Here is a 15,822-nt window from a genome sequence, read left to right as displayed (position 1 = left end):
AGACCGCTATCGCGAGCAAGCTCGCTCCCACAGGGTTTTGTGTTGGTTTTTAAGCCTTGGCAGCAGCCGCCAGAATCAGCGCCTTCATCTCCGACACCGCCGACTTGAAGCCAACGAACAACGCATGAGCCACCAGCGCATGCCCGATGTTCAGCTCGTTGATGCCCTTGATCGCCGCCACGGCTTCAACGTTGTGATAATGCAGGCCATGCCCGGCATTGACGATCAGGCCCTGAGCCAGGCCGCAGGCCACGCCATCGGCCACACGCTTGAGTTCTTCGGCGACTTCGGTCGGTGTCTCGGCATCGGCATAACGCCCGGTGTGCAGTTCGATGGCCGGGGCGCCAACACGGTGCGAGGCTTCGATCTGACGCTCATCGGCGTCGATGAACAGCGACACCTCGGAGCCGATCTTCGACAGGCGTTCTACCGCCGCCTTGATCCGCGCTTCCTGCCCCGCTACATCCAGTCCACCTTCGGTGGTCAGCTCCTGACGGGTTTCGGGCACCAGGCAGATATGCGCCGGGCGGATGCGTTCGGCGAACTGCATCATTTCTTCGGTGATGCCCATTTCGAAGTTCATGCGGGTTTGCAGCACATCCTTGAGCACCAGAACGTCGCGCTCCTGAATGTGCCGTCGGTCTTCGCGCAGGTGCACGGTGATGCCGTCAGCGCCCGCCTCTTCCGCGTCCAGTGCTGCCTTGACCGGGTCCGGATAACGGGTGCCCCGGGCCTGACGCAGGGTGGCAACGTGGTCGATGTTCACGCCAAGAAGAATACGGGTGCTGGTGGTCACGGAAAGCGCTCCAGAAGAAGAGAAAGTTCGGTGCACAGCATACACGGGGAAATTACGGCTTTCGAAACAACTCGCGGGAAACCAGTGGGCGTCCACCCAGATGCACGGCCAATGCCTGACGCATCAAACGCTTGGCCGCCGACAACGCACCCGGTGCGCTCCAGTCGGCATCGGCCATCGCCAGCAGTTCGGTGCCGTTGAACAGACCCGGTTGCAGCAGGTAGACCCGCTCCAGCCCGGCATCCACTTGCAAACGGTAGAGACCGTCGGGGGCGATGGCCTCATCGTGGATATCCGCAGTCAGTGAGAATCCGTAGCCAAGATCATCGAGCAAGCGCCATTCGAACGAACGCAGCAACGGCTCCAGCGCCCGACCTTCGGCCAGAGCAAGCAGGGTCGCGGCGTAATGTTCGAATACGGCGGGATGGGGATCTTCGGCAGGCAACAGGCGAATCAGCAGTTCATTGAGGTAAAGACCGCTGAACAGCGCCTCGCCATTGAGCCAGGTGGAAACACCGGCACTTTCCATGCGCCCGACGTTCTTCAGCTCGCCCTTGCCCCGGAACTCGACTTCCAATGGCACGAATGGCCGCGCCAGCGTCCCGGCCTTGCCTCGCGCACTGCGCAACACCGCCCGCAGCCGGCCTTGCGGCGTCAGGAAATCCACCAGCGCACTGTTTTCACGGTAGGCGCGCGAGTGCAGGACGTAGGCGGGTTGGGCGATGGGCGGGGTTTGCGACATGAGTGTCTCGCTGAAGGCGTGCCGTTTTGAAATCAACACAAACCAATGTGGGAGCGGGCTTGCCCGCGATGACGGACTCACATTCGACATCTCTGCTGAATGTTACATCCTCATCGCGGACAAGCCCGCTCCCACAGGGTTCTACGGTGTAGTGCAAACCTGTTTACAAGTCGCCGTAACCCAGCGAACGCAGCGCACGCTCGTCATCGGACCAGCCGCCCTTAACCTTGACCCACAGGTTGAGCATGATCTTGGAGTCGAACAGCAGCTCCATGTCCTTGCGCGCTTCGGTGCCGATTCGCTTGATGCGCTCGCCCTTGTCGCCAATGATGATTTTCTTCTGGCCATCGCGCTCGACGAGGATCAAGGCATGGATGTGCAGGGTCTTGCCCTGCTGCTTGAACTCTTCGATCTCGACGGTGATCTGGTATGGCAGCTCGGCGCCCATCTGGCGCATGATTTTCTCGCGCACAAGCTCGGCGGCGAGGAAGCGGCTGCTGCGGTCGGTGATCTGGTCTTCCGGGAAGAAGTGATCGTTTTCCGGCAAGTGCTCGGCAATCACCCGCTCCAGTGCATCGAGGTTGTGCCCGTGCTGCGCGGAAATCGGGATGATCTGCGCATTCGGCAGCTGCTCCTGCAACCAGCTCAGGTGCGGCATCAGCTCGGCCTTGTCTTCGATGCGATCGGTCTTGTTCAGCGCCACGATCAGCGGGCCGGTCACGTACTGGACGCGCTCGAGCACCATCTGGTCCTCTTCGGTCCACTTGGTGCGGTCAACCACGAAGATCACCACGTCGACGTCTTTCAACGCCGCCGAAGCGGTCTTGTTCATGTAGCGGTTCAGGGCCTTCTCGCCACCCTTGTGCATACCGGGGGTGTCGACGTAGATCGCCTGCACGTCGCCCTCGGTCTTGATACCGAGCATGTTGTGGCGGGTGGTTTGCGGCTTGCGCGAGGTGATCGCCAGCTTCTGACCCAGGATGTGGTTCAGCAGCGTGGACTTGCCCACGTTCGGACGGCCGACGATGGCAACATAGCCACAGCGCGTTGCGTTTGTATCAGTCATTGCCATTCTCCACACCCAGGGCAATCAGTGCTGCGGCGGCCGCTACCTGTTCGGCAATACGACGGCTCACACCCTGACCTCGGCTTTTTTCATTCAGTAAGATGATTTCGCATTCGACGAAGAACGTCCGGCAATGCGGCTCACCCTGGATATCCACCACTTCGTAACGCGGCAGCTCACAACCACGGGACTGCAGGAACTCTTGCAGGCGGGTCTTCGGATCTTTGTTGGTGTCGACCAGCGTCAGGCCTTCGAACTCTCCGGCCAGCCAGGCGAGCACACGCTCGCGGGCCACTTCCATGCCGGCGTCGAGGTAGATCGCACCGATCAGCGCTTCGAGGGCATCGGCCAGAATCGACTCGCGACGGAAACCGCCGCTTTTCAGCTCGCCCGAGCCCAGGCGCAGGTACTCGCCCAGATCGAAACCACGGGCCAGTACGGCCAGGGTCTCACCTTTCACCAGGCGTGCGCGCAAACGCGACAACTGGCCTTCGCGGGCCAGCGGGAAACGCTCGAACAACGCCTCGCCGGCGACGAAGTTGAGGATGGCGTCACCGAGGAATTCCAGGCGCTCGTTGTTACGCCCGGCAAAACTGCGGTGAGTCAGGGCCAGGACCATCAGTTCCTGATCCTTGAAGGTGTAGCCGAGCTGACGCTCTAGACGGCTTAAGGAGACGCTCACGGTTTACCCACGCTGAGTTCGTGGTTCGATTGCACTGCCATCGCCGTGAGGCGGCGCAGGCTTGGGACAATTAACGCTGTGTTCAAAAATAACGTCCTGAATATCATTGGCTTCATGCTTTTTCCGTCACCTTCTTCAGGTTCCAGAAATGCATTCGGCGCTGTGTTCAACAGCGCCGTGTTTGATTACTTGATCAGGCCAACCCGCGAGAAATTCGGCAGGTGACTGAGTTTGGGTTCCGGCCAGCTCATCCAGACCGCGAAGGCCTTGCCGACGATATTCTTGTCGGGAACCATGCCCAGCAGATCCTTGGGAATGCTCGGATCATCCCAGTAGCGACTGTCGTTCGAGTTGTCGCGGTTGTCGCCCATCATGAAGTAGTGCCCGGCCGGCACGGTCCACGAATGGTCCGGCATGGCGCGGTAGCGACTCATCTCTTTACGGATCATGTGCTCGGCGGCGCCGAGCTTTTCCTTGTAGAGCTCGGCGCTGCCCAGCGTGCCCGGCTCGGAGCCGACCAGTTGCTCGGCAATCGATTGACCGTTGACGAACAGACGCTTGTCGGCGGTGTAGCGAACCGTGTCGCCCGGCAAGCCAACCACACGCTTGATGTAGTTGACGTTCGGATCGCTCGGATAGCGGAATACCATCACATCGCCGCGCTGCGGATCACCGACTTCGATGACTTTCTTGTCGATCACCGGCAAGCGGATCCCGTAGGAAAACTTGCTCACCAGGATGAAGTCACCGACATCCAGGGTTGGCTTCATCGAACCGGAAGGAATCTGGAACGGTTCCACCAGGAACGAACGCAGCACCAGCACGATGAACAACACCGGGAAGAACGACTTGCCGTATTCGACCAGCAGCGGCTCTTTGTTCAGCTGCTCGACCACGACCATGTCAGGCTGGCTGACGCTGCCCTGATAGGAAGCGATGGCGGCACGCCGACGCGGGGCCAGGATCAACAGATCGAGCAACGCCAACAGGCCGCAGACAAATACGGCGATGACCAGCAACAGCGGGAAATTTAGTGACATAGGACCTAACTATCCAACCTGAGCACTGCAAGGAAGGCTTCCTGTGGAATTTCCACGTTGCCGACCTGCTTCATGCGTTTCTTACCGGCCTTTTGCTTTTCCAGCAGCTTTTTCTTACGGCTGACGTCACCACCGTAGCATTTGGCCAATACGTTCTTTCTGAGCGCCTTGACGGTTGTCCGCGCCACAATCTGCCCGCCAATGGCGGCCTGGATTGCCACGTCGAACATCTGCCGAGGAATCAGATCCTTCATCTTCTCGGTCAGCTGGCGACCTTTGTAGTGCGAATTGTCACGGTGCACGATCAGCGCCAGGGCGTCGACCTTGTCACCGTTGATCAGCACGTCCAGTTTCACCAAGCTGGCCGATTGGTAACGATCGAAATGGTAGTCCAGAGAAGCATAGCCGCGACTGGTGGATTTCAGACGATCGAAGAAGTCCAGCACCACCTCGTTCATCGGCAAGTCGTAGGTCACCTGTACCTGAGAGCCGAGGAACAGCATGTCGACCTGTACACCGCGTTTTTCGATACACAGGGTAATGACGTTGCCCAGGTGCTCTTGCGGCACAAGAATATTGGCGCGCACGATCGGCTCGCGCATGTCTTCGATGGCAGACAGGTCCGGCAGCTTCGACGGGTTATCGACGTAGATCGTCTCGCCGGTCTTGAGCAGCAGCTCGAAGATTACCGTAGGCGCCGTGGTGATCAGGTCCAGGTTGTACTCGCGCTCCAGGCGCTCCTGGATGATTTCCATGTGCAGCATGCCGAGGAAGCCGCAGCGGAAGCCGAAGCCCAGGGCGTCGGAGCTTTCCGGCGTGTATTGCAGCGACGAATCGTTGAGGGTGAGCTTTTGCAGCGCCTCGCGGAAGTCTTCGAAGTCGTCGGAGCTGACCGGGAACAGGCCGGCGTACACCTGCGGCTGAATGCGCTTGAAGCCTGGCAGCACGTCGACGTCCGGCGTCGAGCTCAAGGTCAGGGTATCGCCCACTGGCGCACCGTGAATGTCCTTGATGCTGGCAATGATGAAGCCCACTTCGCCGGCCTTCAGGTCAACGGTCGGGGTGTGTTTCGGGTTGAATACACCGACGCTGTCCACCAGGTGGATCTTGCCGGTGGACTTGACCAGGATCTTGTCGCCCTTCTTCACGCGGCCGTGGCGCACGCGCACCAGGGAGACAACGCCCAGGTAGTTGTCGAACCAGGAGTCGATGATCAACGCTTGCAGCGGATCTTCGATGTTGCCGGTCGGCGCAGGAATGGTGGTCACCAGGCGCTCGAGTACTTCATCGACGCCCAGACCGGTCTTGGCAGAGCAAGTGACCGCGTCGGTGGCATCGATGCCGATGATTTTTTCGATTTCTTCCTTGACGCGCTCAGGATCGGCCTGTGGCAGGTCGATCTTGTTCAGCACCGGCATTACTTCCAGGCCCTGTTCGATCGCCGTGTAGCAGTTGGCAACCGACTGCGCTTCAACGCCTTGGCCGGCGTCGACCACCAGCAGCGCGCCTTCACAGGCCGCCAGCGAACGGCTGACTTCGTAGGTGAAGTCGACGTGGCCGGGGGTGTCAATGAAGTTCAGCTGGTAGTTGATACCGTCTTTGGCTTTGTAATACAGAGTAACGCTGTGCGCCTTGATGGTGATCCCGCGCTCGCGCTCGAGGTCCATGGAGTCCAGGACCTGGGCTTCCATTTCGCGCTCGGCCAGGCCGCCACACATCTGGATGAAGCGATCGGCCAGCGTCGACTTGCCATGGTCAATGTGGGCGATGATGGAGAAATTGCGGATATGACTCAAATCACTCACGGATCAACACTCAAAAAGGCTGCAGGCATAGCCCGCCGAAAAATAGCCGGGAATTGTACCTGATCCACGGCACGAGCGTCACGTTCGCAGGTCAGACGGCACCTACAAAAACGCCCCGGTCTTGCGACAAGGGCGTTTTTGATCGTCAAAGCGGTCGGAAAAAGCCCGCCATCAACCGGCCCGGCGCAACAGCCAGAGCCCGGCCACGGCACAAATACCCGCTGGCACCAGCACCGAAAGCAACGGTGGGAAGCCGAACACCTGGCTCGAAGGGCCCAACAAATCCTGAACGATGCGGAAGGTGAAGCCCACCAGCACGCCTGTGAACACCCGTTGACCCAGGGTCACCGAACGCAGCGGACCAAAGATGAAGGAGATCGCCATCAACACCAGGGCGGCAGTCACCAGCGGCTGCAACACTTTGACCCAAAATGCCAGCCAGTAACGGCTGTTGTTCAACCCCTGGTCCGCCAGGTAGTGGATATAACCCCACAGACCGCTGATCGACAGCGACTCTGGCACCATGACCACGGTGCTCAGCAACTGCGGACTCAAGGCCACGTTCCAACGCTCGACCGGGGTCGACACCACTTCAGTGCTGCGCTCGTGGAACACAGTGGTCGTGACGTCCGTCAACTGCCAGTGATCCGTGTCGAACTCGGCACGCTTGGCGAAACTCGCCGACAGCATGTGCCGCTCGCTGTCGATACGATAGCGAGTCACGCCGTACAGGATGCCATTAGGCTGCACCGAGTTGACATGAATGAACTCATCGCCCTGGCGGTGCCACAAACCGTGCTTGGCGCTTTGTGCATCGCCGCTGCCCTGGGCCAGCGAGCGATTGGCCTGCGCGGCGGTTTCAGCGGGCGGAGCGACATACTCGCCAATCAGCAAGCCCGCCAGCATCAACACCAGCATCGGTTTCATGACCGCCCAGACGATCCGGCCGGTCGACACACCGGCGGCGCGCATGATCGTCAATTCACTGTTGCTGGCCAGAGTGCCCAGGCCGATCAGGCAACCGATCAGCGCGGCCATCGGCAGCATTTCGTACATCCGGCGCGGCGCCGTCAGCGTCACATAGCCCAGCACATCGACCAGGGTGTAGGTATCGCTGACGTCCCCCATCTCGTCGATGAAGGCAAACAGCGTCGCCAGACCAAGAATGATCCCGAGCACCGCGAGAATAGCCATGAACACGCTGCTACCAATGTAGCGATCCAGCTTAACCACGGGCCACCTCCAGCGCGCTGCGGCGACTCGCCCGCTTCAAGCGCAAAGGCTCCCAATAGAGCAGGCCCAGGCCAATGGTGAGGAAGATCCCGTGCACCCACCACAAGCCCACCGCGGCGGGAATCTTGCCTTTATCCAGGGCACCGCGGGCGGCAATCAGAATGCTCAGGTAAGCCATATAAAGAAGAATCGCCGGCAATAATTTGAGGAATCGGCCCTGACGCGGGTTGACCCGCGACAGCGGCACCGCCATCAAGGTCACGATGAACACCAGCAATGGCAGCGAGATGCGCCATTGCAATTCGGCGCGCATGCGAATGTCTTCACTGCCGATCAACGTACTGGTCGGCATTGCATCGCGGTCGGTGACTTCATCGCTGACTTCCGGTTTTGGCAGCAACACACCGTACTCGTCGTATTTGATCGCCCGGTAGTCGGCCTGCCCCGGACTACCGTCATAGCGATAGCCGTTATCCAGGATCAGGTAGCGGTTGCCGTCCGGGCGAATTTCCTGACGCCCCTTTTCCGCCACCAGCACGGAAATTCCGCGATCCTTGTTGTTGGAACTGATGTTTTTTTGCGAGATGAACACACCGCCCAGATTCACGCGATCATCCGACATGCGTTCGGTATAGGTGACCCGGGTGCCGTCACGCAGGGACTGGAAGCGCCCCGGCTCCAGGGTATCGAATTCGGTGAGCGCATCCTGCTTGTTCAGCAGCAGCTGAAACTGATTGGCCCCCTGTGGCGCCAGGCTCAGGCTCAGCCATGCGACGATGAGTGCAACCAGGGTGGCCGGAAACATCGTCATCCAGACCAGCCGCTGCTGGCTCATGCCGGTGGCCGAGAGCACGGTCATTTCGCTTTCGAGGTACAGCCGCCCGTAGGACAACAGGATCCCGAGAAACAGCCCCAGCGGCAGGATCAGCTGGAGGAACCCCGGCATGCGAAAGCCCATGATCAGGAACAGCGAGCCCGGATCCAGCAGGCCCGAGGCCGCCTGGGCGAGGTATTTGATGAAGCGACCGCTCATGATTATGACCAGCAGCACGGCGCTGACGGCGCTCAAGGTCAACAGGACTTCGCGGGACAGATAACGGAAGACGATCAAACCAGACACTCCAGGGTTGTCAGGCTAAGGCGGCCAAACAAGCAAACATATCGGACAGCCCGCAAGACAGAGCCGCCGAAAAAAGATGGCGCATTATCCTGTGATTGGGTGCGCCTGTCACTGCGCAATGCATTGGGCAGGTGTAGGAGCGAGCTTGCTCCGGGCGGCGTTCCGACGATGGTCGTCAACGATAACGCGGGGAGCCTGAAGCCCCGCGGTGGTCTCGGGTTCTTCGCGAGCGGGCTCGCTCCTACAGAGGCCGTCAATTCCATGAAGATCGTACAACCGAGGGTTGTCAGCCGCCGGTAGCGAGGTTCAAACTGCGGCCTTTGTCGCCGGTCGATCCTGGCGCCTTTCTTCATATAAGCAATCGACGCACATAAGGTGTCGGGTGCATGCGTGATAACCATCAATTCAGGGACCCGGACATGGAACTGGTTGTAAAAAGCGTCAACCCGGAAACGTTGAAGACCGCCACTCTCGTGGTCTCCGTCGGCGAAGGCCGCAAGCTCGGCGCCGTCGCCAGACAACTCGACGAACTGAGCGGCGGCGCGATCAGCGCAGTGCTCAAGCGCGGCGACCTGGCCGGCAAGGTTGGCCAGAGCCTGTTGCTGCACAGCCTGCCGAACCTCAAGGCCGAACGTGTGCTGCTGGTGGGCACTGGCAAGGACGACGAACTGGGTGACCGCCCGTTCCGCAAAATCATCGCCGGCATCCTCAACACCCTGAAGGGCCTGGGCGGCAGCGATGCCGTGCTGGCCCTCGACGAAGTCGTGGTCAAGGGCCGCGACAGCTATGGCAAGACCCGCCTGCTGGCCGAAACCCTGGTGGACGGCGAGTACAGCTTCGAGCAGTTCAAGAGCCAGAAAGCCGATCCCCGCGCCCTGAAGAAAATCACCCTGCTGACCATCAAGGCCGCTCAAGCTGAAGTGCAGCGCGCCGTGACTCACGCCACTGCCATCGCCAACGGCATGGCCTTCACCCGTAACCTGGGCAACCTGCCGCCCAACATCTGCCACCCGACTTTCCTCGGTGAGCAGGCGAAAGACCTCGGCAAGGAATTCAAGGATCTGAAAGTCGAAGTCCTCGACGAGAAGAAGATCAAGGCCCTGGGCATGGGTTCGTTCTACGCCGTAGGCCAGGGCAGCGCCCAGCCGCCACGCCTGATCGTCATGCAATACAACGGCGGCAAGAAATCCGAGAAGCCGTATGCGCTGGTCGGCAAAGGCATCACCTTCGACACCGGCGGCATCAGCCTCAAGCCAGGCGCCGGCATGGATGAAATGAAGTACGACATGGGCGGTGCCGCCAGCGTGTTCGGCACCCTGCGTGCCGTGCTGGAACTGAAGCTGCCGATCAACCTGGTGTGCATCCTGGCCTGTGCCGAGAACATGCCGAGCGGCAACGCTTCGCGCCCTGGCGACATTGTCACCACCATGAGCGGCCAGACCGTGGAAATCCTCAACACCGACGCCGAAGGCCGTCTGGTGCTGTGCGACGCCCTGACCTACTCCGAGCGCTTCAAGCCGCAAGCGGTCATCGACATCGCGACCCTGACCGGTGCCTGCGTGGTCGCCCTGGGTTCCCACACGTCGGGCCTGCTGGGCAACAACGACGAACTGATCGGCCAACTGCTGAGCGCCGGCAAGGCTGCCGACGACCGTGCCTGGCAATTGCCGCTGTTCGATGAGTATCAGGAACAGCTGGACAGCCCGTTCGCCGACATCGCCAACATTGGCGGCCCGAAAGCCGGCACCATCACCGCCGCCTGCTTCCTGTCGCGCTTCACCAAGAACCTGAACTGGGCGCACCTGGACATCGCCGGCACCGCCTGGACCAGCGGCGGCAAGGACAAGGGCGCCACTGGCCGTCCGGTTCCTTTGCTGACCCAATACCTGCTGGACCGCGCCAAAGCCTGAAACCAATGACCCTGGGGGGCATTGCTTTCGGGCAGTGCCCCCAAGGGATCAGGAACCGCAATGACCAAAGTCGACTTCTATATCCTGCCCAGCGCCGATCCTTCGGCACGCCTGGATTTCGCTTGCAAGCTCACCGAAAAGGCCTGGCGCATGGGGCACCGTGTCTACCTGCATTGCAGTGACGCCGCCCAACGCAACGATCTCGACGCACGCCTCTGGACGTTCAAGGGTGAAAGCTTCGTTCCCCACGGCCCCGCCGAAAACGAACCGGATGGCTTGATTGTCCTGGGTCTGGGTGACGATTGCGGTCAGCATCAGGACTTGCTGGTCAATCTCGACCTGAAAGTCCCGGCCTTCGCCCAGCGTTTCGCCCGCGTGGCGGAAGTGGTGGTGGAAGACCCGACGATTCGCCAGGCCGCGCGGGAGAGTTTCCGTTTCTACCGCGAACAGGGCTATCCTCTGCAAGATCACCGTTTACAGCGACTCTGAGCCTTCCAATGGACACTCCAAAACCGCTGCAACAGTCCGCGCACCTGCTGGACGACCTTGAGTCGATCCGCCAATTGCTCGGCGATGACAACCTGCAACCGCCCCTGCTGACCGACACGGTCGAGGAAGGCGACCAGGAACAGATTCCCATGTTGTTCGACGCGGTCAGCGAGCCTTCGCCGCCCGTCGAGCCGACAATCCCCGCCCCAGTTGTAGAACCGGTCATCGCTGCTGCGCCGGCGCCTGCCGCCAGCAAGAACCCGGATGACCTGTTGCACCTGGACAGCGAACTGCGCGCCGCCGCGCAGCTGATCATGCAAGACGTGATCGACGATTTCGCCCCGCACATCGAGACCGAAATCAAACGCCGCCTCAGTGCACGACTGGAGCGGTTGTTGAGCCAGTACAACGATTGAACAACTTGCGGTGAGGGCTCTTCTGTGGGAGCGAGCTTGCTCGCGATGAGGGCGTCATATTCAACATTGATGTGTCTGTTCGACCGCTATCGCGAGCAAGCTCGCTCCCACAAAAAGCCCCCTGCAACAGGTTGAATCTTCAGGTGCTGAGATATCGCCCGATCAACGCAATCCCGCTGGCCAGCACCAGCCACGTCACCAGGCGCACGAACCCCTCGCGGGACATCCGCATGGTCAGGCGCCGCCCAATCCACAGCCCCAGCACCATCGCCGGCAACAGACACACCGCCAGCACCAGCAATGGCAGATCGGCATACACACCGGCGATTGCAAACAGACTCAATCGCACCACCGTACTGCAACTGATCAGTGCGCTCTGGGTGGCCCAGGCCGCCTCCTTGGGCAACCGACTGTTCAGATAGATCGCATAGAGAAAGCCGCCGCTGCCAAACAACGCGCCAAACATCCCGCCCACAGTGCCCATCGGCAGAGCCCACACTGCGGACAACTGCGTCGGGCGGGTTTTGACCCACAGGCTGTAGATCGCATAGGCACTGATAAACAGCCCCATCAACAGCAACAACAGATCGGACTTGAGGTTCAGCAGGAAAATCACCCCCAGCGTGCAGCCCACCGCCATGCAGGGCAACAGCCGCAACAGCTCCGGCCGGGCGACATCCCGCCGCGAAGGCAACAGGTTGCCGAATGCCGCGACAAAATCGAGCAACACCAGCAACGGCACGATCTTCGACAGCGGCATGAACAGAATCAGAATCGGCCCCGCGATCAACGCCGTACCGAACCCGGCGATGCCGAACACAATGTAGGCCAGGGCGATGCCCGAGCCGATGACCAGCCAGTCCATGGCGCTGAAAGGCCATTGATTCAACAACGTCAATACGCTCATTGCAGCGTTCCTCTACTTTAAGTTCGCTGACTTTAGCCATCGCCAAGCGTTGCGACTAATATCATCAAAGCCACTAACCCATCTCAAAAAGGCATGCCTTGTGCTTTCAACCCGGCAACTGCGTTACTTCGTTGAAATCGCTGAATGCGGCAGCTTCGGCGCCGCAGCCGAGCGCCTGTTCATCGCCCAATCGGCCCTGAGCCGGCAAATCAAGGACATGGAAGTCCACCTGCAAACCCCACTTTTCGAACGTACTGCACGGCGGCCCCAGCTCACTCCAGCGGGTGAGGCTTTCTTACCCCGTGCCAAAAACCTGTTGAGCGAGCTGATCAAAGCCAGCGAGACGGCCACCAGGATCGGCAAAGGTCAACACGGCACCTTACGCTTGAGCCATTCCAGCACTGTGCCCATGAGCGGCCGACTGCTGCGCAGCGTCGGCCGTTATCTCGAACATCATCCTGGCGTGTCCATGGACATCGCTCAGTTGTCTTCCGAGGCGCAGCTGCAAGAGTTGGCGGACGGCCGACTGGACATCGGCCTATTGCGCCTGCCAGTGCTCCGTCAGTGTGAAGAGGTGCAAATCGACCCGCTGTACGACGAACCTTTGCTGGTGGCAGTCCCGCCCGATCACTGGCTGGCCGGGGACAAATCCGGGCGGAAGATCAACCTGGCGCAGCTACGCGACGAAGCGTTTATTTCCATCCCTCATCCCCAGCGAGGCGGTCTTAGCTACCTGTCTGCCGAGTTGTGCATGCGCCAGGGCTTCTTTCCCAAAGCAGCTCGGGTAATGTCGCGTAAAACCACGCAACTGCAACTGATCCAGGCGGGATTTGGTATCGCCCTCTTGCCGGAATCGATGCAGGACATTGCGCCACCCGACGTTCATTTCCTGCCTTTGGCAGACCCTGGCAGTCATAGCAGCGTCGCTCTGGCGTACCGCAAACACCCGACGGCACTGGTTCAACAGTTCCTCGAGCATTTGGTGATATAGGGGTCGTGCATTCACTTGAAGAATGCCTTTAAACTGCGCCCCATGATTAAAGATCCCTTTGCAAGACTCGGCCTGGACCGCGAAGTCCTGACCGTCAGCCAGCTCAACGGCCGCGCGCGGGTGTTGCTCGAAGACGTGTTCAGCAACATCTGGGTAGAGGGCGAAATCTCCAATCTCGCCCGCCCGGCGTCCGGCCACGTGTATTTCACCCTCAAGGACAGCGGCGCCCAGGTGCGTTGCGCGCTGTTCCGGCAGAACGCGGCCCGGGTTCGCCAGGCCTTGAAGGACGGGCTGGCGGTCAAAGTGCGCGGCAAGGTCTCGTTGTTCGAGGGGCGCGGGGATTATCAACTGATCCTCGACACCGTGGAGCCGGCCGGCGATGGCGCCTTGCGCCTGGCTTTCGATGCACTCAAGGAAAAGCTCAGCGCCGAAGGCCTGTTCAGTGCCGAGCGCAAGGTCCCGCTACCGGCGCATCCGCAACGCATCGGCATCATCAGTTCGCCCACCGGGGCAGTGATCCGCGACATCATCAGCGTGTTCCGCCGTCGCGCACCGCAGGTGCAGTTGACGCTGATCCCCACCGCCGTACAGGGCCGCGAAGCCACCGCACAGATTGTCCGTGCGCTGAAACTGGCGGATGCCCGCGGTTTTGACGCCCTGATCCTGGCCCGGGGTGGCGGTTCGCTGGAAGACCTCTGGTGTTTCAACGAAGAAGCCGTGGCCCGCGCCGTGGACGCTTGCGTGACGCCGATTGTCAGCGCCGTCGGCCATGAAACCGACGTGTCGATCAGCGACTTCGTCGCCGATGTTCGCGCGCCCACCCCCTCCGCTGCCGCCGAATTGCTGGCACCGGATTCCAGTGACCTGGTGCGTCGGGTCGAGAGCCTGCACCGCCGGCTGGTGATGCGCATGCGTGACCGCTTGATGCGCGACCGCCTGCGCCTGGAAGGCATCTCTCGCCGCCTGCGCCATCCCGGCGAGCGCCTGCGCCAGCAAGCGCAACGCCTGGATGACCTGGACATGCGCATGCGCCGCGCGTTCGAGCGTAGCCTCAACACCCGTCGCGAACGCTTGATCCGTCTGGAAACCCGCCTGGCCGCACAGCATCCTGGCCGGCAACTGGCAATGTTGCGCCAGCGCCTCGACAGCCTGGCCGAACGCCTGCCGCGCGCCATCCGCGAAGGGCTGAAGAACCGTCGCCTGCAATTGCACAGCCAGATGCAGACCCTGCATGTGGTCAGCCCGCTGGCGACCCTCGGTCGTGGCTACAGCATCTTGCTGGACGAGCGCGGCAACGCGATCCGCAACGCCGCGCAAACACACACCGGCCAACGCCTGAAAGCCAAGCTGGGCGAAGGCGAACTGCAAGTGCGGGTCGAAGACAACCACCTGACGCCTGTCACCCTTTCTTTACTGGACTGATCCATGCCGCGTTTCCTGGCTCCATTGCTGTTGCTGCTCCTGACCTTCAACGCCCACGCCGACAGCTACATCACCCGCCTGTTGAACAAACCGGTGCCGGGCGGCGTGGCGGTGGTGGATCTGGGCCCGTCCGCCCAGGCGCCAAAAGCCAGTTATCAAGGCAAACCCGTGCTGGTCGTGAAGGAGCAGAACAACTGGCTGGCCATAGTCGGCGTGCCGCTGACGGTCAAGCCGGGGGCTCAATCGATCAGCAGCGGCGGCCGCAATCTGAGTTTTACGGTTGGCAACAAGAAATACCCGGAACAGCGCATCACCCTGAAAAACACCCAGCAGGTCAATCCAGACCCGGAAAACCTCAAGCGCATCGAGCGTGAACTGGCTGAGCAGATTGCCGCTTACCGCACGTTCAGCCCCAATACGCCAAGCAACCTGCTGCTGGACAAACCGGTGAACGGGCCGCTGTCGAGCAAGTTTGGCGTGCGGCGATTCTTCAACGGTGAGGAGCGTAATCCTCATTCGGGCCTGGATTTCGCGGTGGGCGCCGGCACACCGATCAAGACCCCGGCCGCGGGCAAGGTGATCCTGATCGGCAACTATTTCTTCAATGGCAATACGGTGTTCGTCGACCATGGCCAGGGCTTCATCAGCATGTTCTGCCACATGTCGAAAATCGACGTGAAGGTGGGGCAGCAACTGGCGCGCGGTGGCGTGGTCGGCAAGGTCGGCGCGACTGGCCGGGCGACAGGGCCGCATATGCACTGGAACGTCAGCCTGAACGATGCGCGGGTGGATCCGGCCATTTTCATTGGGGCGTTTCAACCTTGATTATTGCGTAAGGCAGCTGACGCCATCGCGAGCAAGCTCGCTCCCACAGTGTCCGTGTTCACGCAGATCCAATGTGGGAGCGAGCTTGCTCGCGATGGCAATTTCACAGGCACCGAAAGTCGTCCAGCCATGCCCCACACCAATTGCGCACCGCTCAAACCTCGCGCAAAAAACAAGATCATCGCAACCATTTGAAGCAATAAAATCTCGATAAATACCCACCCACGAGTATTCCTCTCAATTTTTTTCGACTGCTTGCCATCCTTCCCCCCCAAGGTTAGGGTTGAAGGCATGAAAACCTCTCACACCCTCATTCAGCTCCGCCAGCACAGCAGCCTGTGCCTTGTCAGCGCACGACTGTCGGGCTGAATCGTGGTG

The 15,822-nt window shown here is 60.6% G+C and carries 15 protein-coding genes; 6 read left to right on the top strand and 9 right to left on the bottom strand.

Annotated elements, in window-relative coordinates:
* Positions 1-49: 49 nt before the first annotated feature.
* From pdxJ to lptF, 8 genes are all read right to left on the bottom strand, one after another.
* The gene (pdxJ, locus tag PPUTUW4_RS04935) at positions 50-796 is read right to left on the bottom strand and encodes a pyridoxine 5'-phosphate synthase (RefSeq protein WP_015093645.1); all 747 of its coding nucleotides are present in this window, start codon (positions 794-796) and stop codon (positions 50-52) included.
* Between the two features lie 52 nt (positions 797-848).
* Positions 849-1,538 carry a DNA repair protein RecO gene (gene recO, locus PPUTUW4_RS04930; RefSeq protein ID WP_015093644.1) on the bottom strand — a complete coding sequence of 230 codons (690 nt, stop codon included), beginning with the start codon at positions 1,536-1,538 and terminating at the stop codon, positions 849-851.
* Between the two features lie 163 nt (positions 1,539-1,701).
* On the bottom strand, positions 1,702-2,604 hold the full coding sequence (gene era, locus PPUTUW4_RS04925; RefSeq protein WP_007973959.1) for a GTPase Era: 903 nt from the start codon (positions 2,602-2,604) through the stop codon (positions 1,702-1,704).
* Positions 2,597-3,286 (bottom strand): ribonuclease III, encoded by a 690-nt coding sequence (gene rnc, locus PPUTUW4_RS04920; RefSeq protein ID WP_007973960.1) that lies wholly within the window; start codon positions 3,284-3,286, stop codon positions 2,597-2,599. The genes era and rnc overlap by 8 nt, the downstream gene beginning before the upstream one ends.
* A 185-nt stretch (positions 3,287-3,471) precedes the next feature.
* Positions 3,472-4,326, bottom strand: a complete 855-nt coding sequence (gene lepB, locus PPUTUW4_RS04915; protein ID WP_015093643.1) for a signal peptidase I — start codon at positions 4,324-4,326, stop codon at positions 3,472-3,474.
* Between the two features lie 5 nt (positions 4,327-4,331).
* Positions 4,332-6,131, bottom strand: a complete 1,800-nt coding sequence (lepA, locus tag PPUTUW4_RS04910; RefSeq protein WP_007973962.1) for a translation elongation factor 4 — start codon at positions 6,129-6,131, stop codon at positions 4,332-4,334.
* 171 nt (positions 6,132-6,302) lie between these two features.
* Complete coding sequence (lptG, locus tag PPUTUW4_RS04905; protein ID WP_015093642.1) at positions 6,303-7,364, bottom strand: LPS export ABC transporter permease LptG; 1,062 nt, start codon at positions 7,362-7,364, stop codon at positions 6,303-6,305.
* Positions 7,357-8,475 carry an LPS export ABC transporter permease LptF gene (lptF, locus tag PPUTUW4_RS04900; RefSeq protein WP_015093641.1) on the bottom strand — a complete coding sequence of 373 codons (1,119 nt, stop codon included), beginning with the start codon at positions 8,473-8,475 and terminating at the stop codon, positions 7,357-7,359. Before lptF ends, lptG begins: the two co-directional genes overlap by 8 nt.
* 428 nt (positions 8,476-8,903) lie before the next feature.
* Here lptF and PPUTUW4_RS04895 point away from each other — a divergent pair, with 428 nt between their 5' ends.
* From PPUTUW4_RS04895 to PPUTUW4_RS04885, 3 genes are read left to right on the top strand one after another with little or no spacing between them, the layout of a single operon-like run.
* Positions 8,904-10,394 (top strand): leucyl aminopeptidase, encoded by a 1,491-nt coding sequence (locus tag PPUTUW4_RS04895; RefSeq protein ID WP_015093640.1) that lies wholly within the window; start codon positions 8,904-8,906, stop codon positions 10,392-10,394.
* Between the two features lie 60 nt (positions 10,395-10,454).
* Positions 10,455-10,883 carry a DNA polymerase III subunit chi gene (locus PPUTUW4_RS04890; RefSeq protein WP_015093639.1) on the top strand — a complete coding sequence of 143 codons (429 nt, stop codon included), beginning with the start codon at positions 10,455-10,457 and terminating at the stop codon, positions 10,881-10,883.
* An 8-nt stretch (positions 10,884-10,891) separates the two neighbouring features.
* Positions 10,892-11,299, top strand: a complete 408-nt coding sequence (locus tag PPUTUW4_RS04885; RefSeq protein WP_015093638.1) for a hypothetical protein — start codon at positions 10,892-10,894, stop codon at positions 11,297-11,299.
* A gap of 139 nt (positions 11,300-11,438) precedes the next feature.
* On the opposite strand, the gene PPUTUW4_RS04880 is transcribed toward PPUTUW4_RS04885, so the two are convergent.
* Positions 11,439-12,206, bottom strand: a complete 768-nt coding sequence (locus PPUTUW4_RS04880) for a sulfite exporter TauE/SafE family protein (RefSeq protein ID WP_015093637.1) — start codon at positions 12,204-12,206, stop codon at positions 11,439-11,441.
* A 100-nt stretch (positions 12,207-12,306) separates the two neighbouring features.
* On the opposite strand from PPUTUW4_RS04880, the gene PPUTUW4_RS04875 reads away from it, so the two are divergent.
* The 3 genes from PPUTUW4_RS04875 to PPUTUW4_RS04865 are packed head-to-tail and all read left to right on the top strand — an operon-like array spanning position 12,307 to position 15,444.
* Positions 12,307-13,197, top strand: coding sequence for a LysR family transcriptional regulator (locus tag PPUTUW4_RS04875; protein WP_015093636.1), 891 nt, complete (start codon positions 12,307-12,309; stop codon positions 13,195-13,197).
* A gap of 42 nt (positions 13,198-13,239) precedes the next feature.
* Positions 13,240-14,619 carry an exodeoxyribonuclease VII large subunit gene (xseA, locus tag PPUTUW4_RS04870; protein ID WP_008053235.1) on the top strand — a complete coding sequence of 460 codons (1,380 nt, stop codon included), beginning with the start codon at positions 13,240-13,242 and terminating at the stop codon, positions 14,617-14,619.
* Positions 14,620-14,622: 3 nt separating this feature from the next.
* Positions 14,623-15,444 (top strand): M23 family metallopeptidase, encoded by an 822-nt coding sequence (locus PPUTUW4_RS04865; protein WP_015093635.1) that lies wholly within the window; start codon positions 14,623-14,625, stop codon positions 15,442-15,444.
* The last annotated feature ends 378 nt before the right edge of the window (positions 15,445-15,822 follow it).

This window comes from Pseudomonas sp. UW4, from assembly GCF_000316175.1.
Classification (GTDB): domain Bacteria; phylum Pseudomonadota; class Gammaproteobacteria; order Pseudomonadales; family Pseudomonadaceae; genus Aquipseudomonas; species Aquipseudomonas laurylsulfatiphila.
This window is presented reverse-complemented; position numbering and strand designations above follow the sequence as displayed.

What these genes read in the sequence shown, in the direction of transcription:
- lepB (WP_015093643.1), bottom strand. Translation starts at nt 4,326, where the DNA reads ATGTCACTAAATTTCCCGCTGTTGCTGGTCATCGCCGTATTTGTCTGC.
- PPUTUW4_RS04885 (WP_015093638.1), top strand. Translation starts at nt 10,892, where the DNA reads ATGGACACTCCAAAACCGCTGCAACAGTCCGCGCACCTGCTGGACGAC.
- PPUTUW4_RS04880 (WP_015093637.1), bottom strand. Translation starts at nt 12,206, where the DNA reads ATGAGCGTATTGACGTTGTTGAATCAATGGCCTTTCAGCGCCATGGAC.
- PPUTUW4_RS04890 (WP_015093639.1), top strand. Translation starts at nt 10,455, where the DNA reads ATGACCAAAGTCGACTTCTATATCCTGCCCAGCGCCGATCCTTCGGCA.
- PPUTUW4_RS04865 (WP_015093635.1), top strand. Translation starts at nt 14,623, where the DNA reads ATGCCGCGTTTCCTGGCTCCATTGCTGTTGCTGCTCCTGACCTTCAAC.
- PPUTUW4_RS04895 (WP_015093640.1), top strand. Translation starts at nt 8,904, where the DNA reads ATGGAACTGGTTGTAAAAAGCGTCAACCCGGAAACGTTGAAGACCGCC.
- xseA (WP_008053235.1), top strand. Translation starts at nt 13,240, where the DNA reads ATGATTAAAGATCCCTTTGCAAGACTCGGCCTGGACCGCGAAGTCCTG.
- recO (WP_015093644.1), bottom strand. Translation starts at nt 1,538, where the DNA reads ATGTCGCAAACCCCGCCCATCGCCCAACCCGCCTACGTCCTGCACTCG.
- era (WP_007973959.1), bottom strand. Translation starts at nt 2,604, where the DNA reads ATGACTGATACAAACGCAACGCGCTGTGGCTATGTTGCCATCGTCGGC.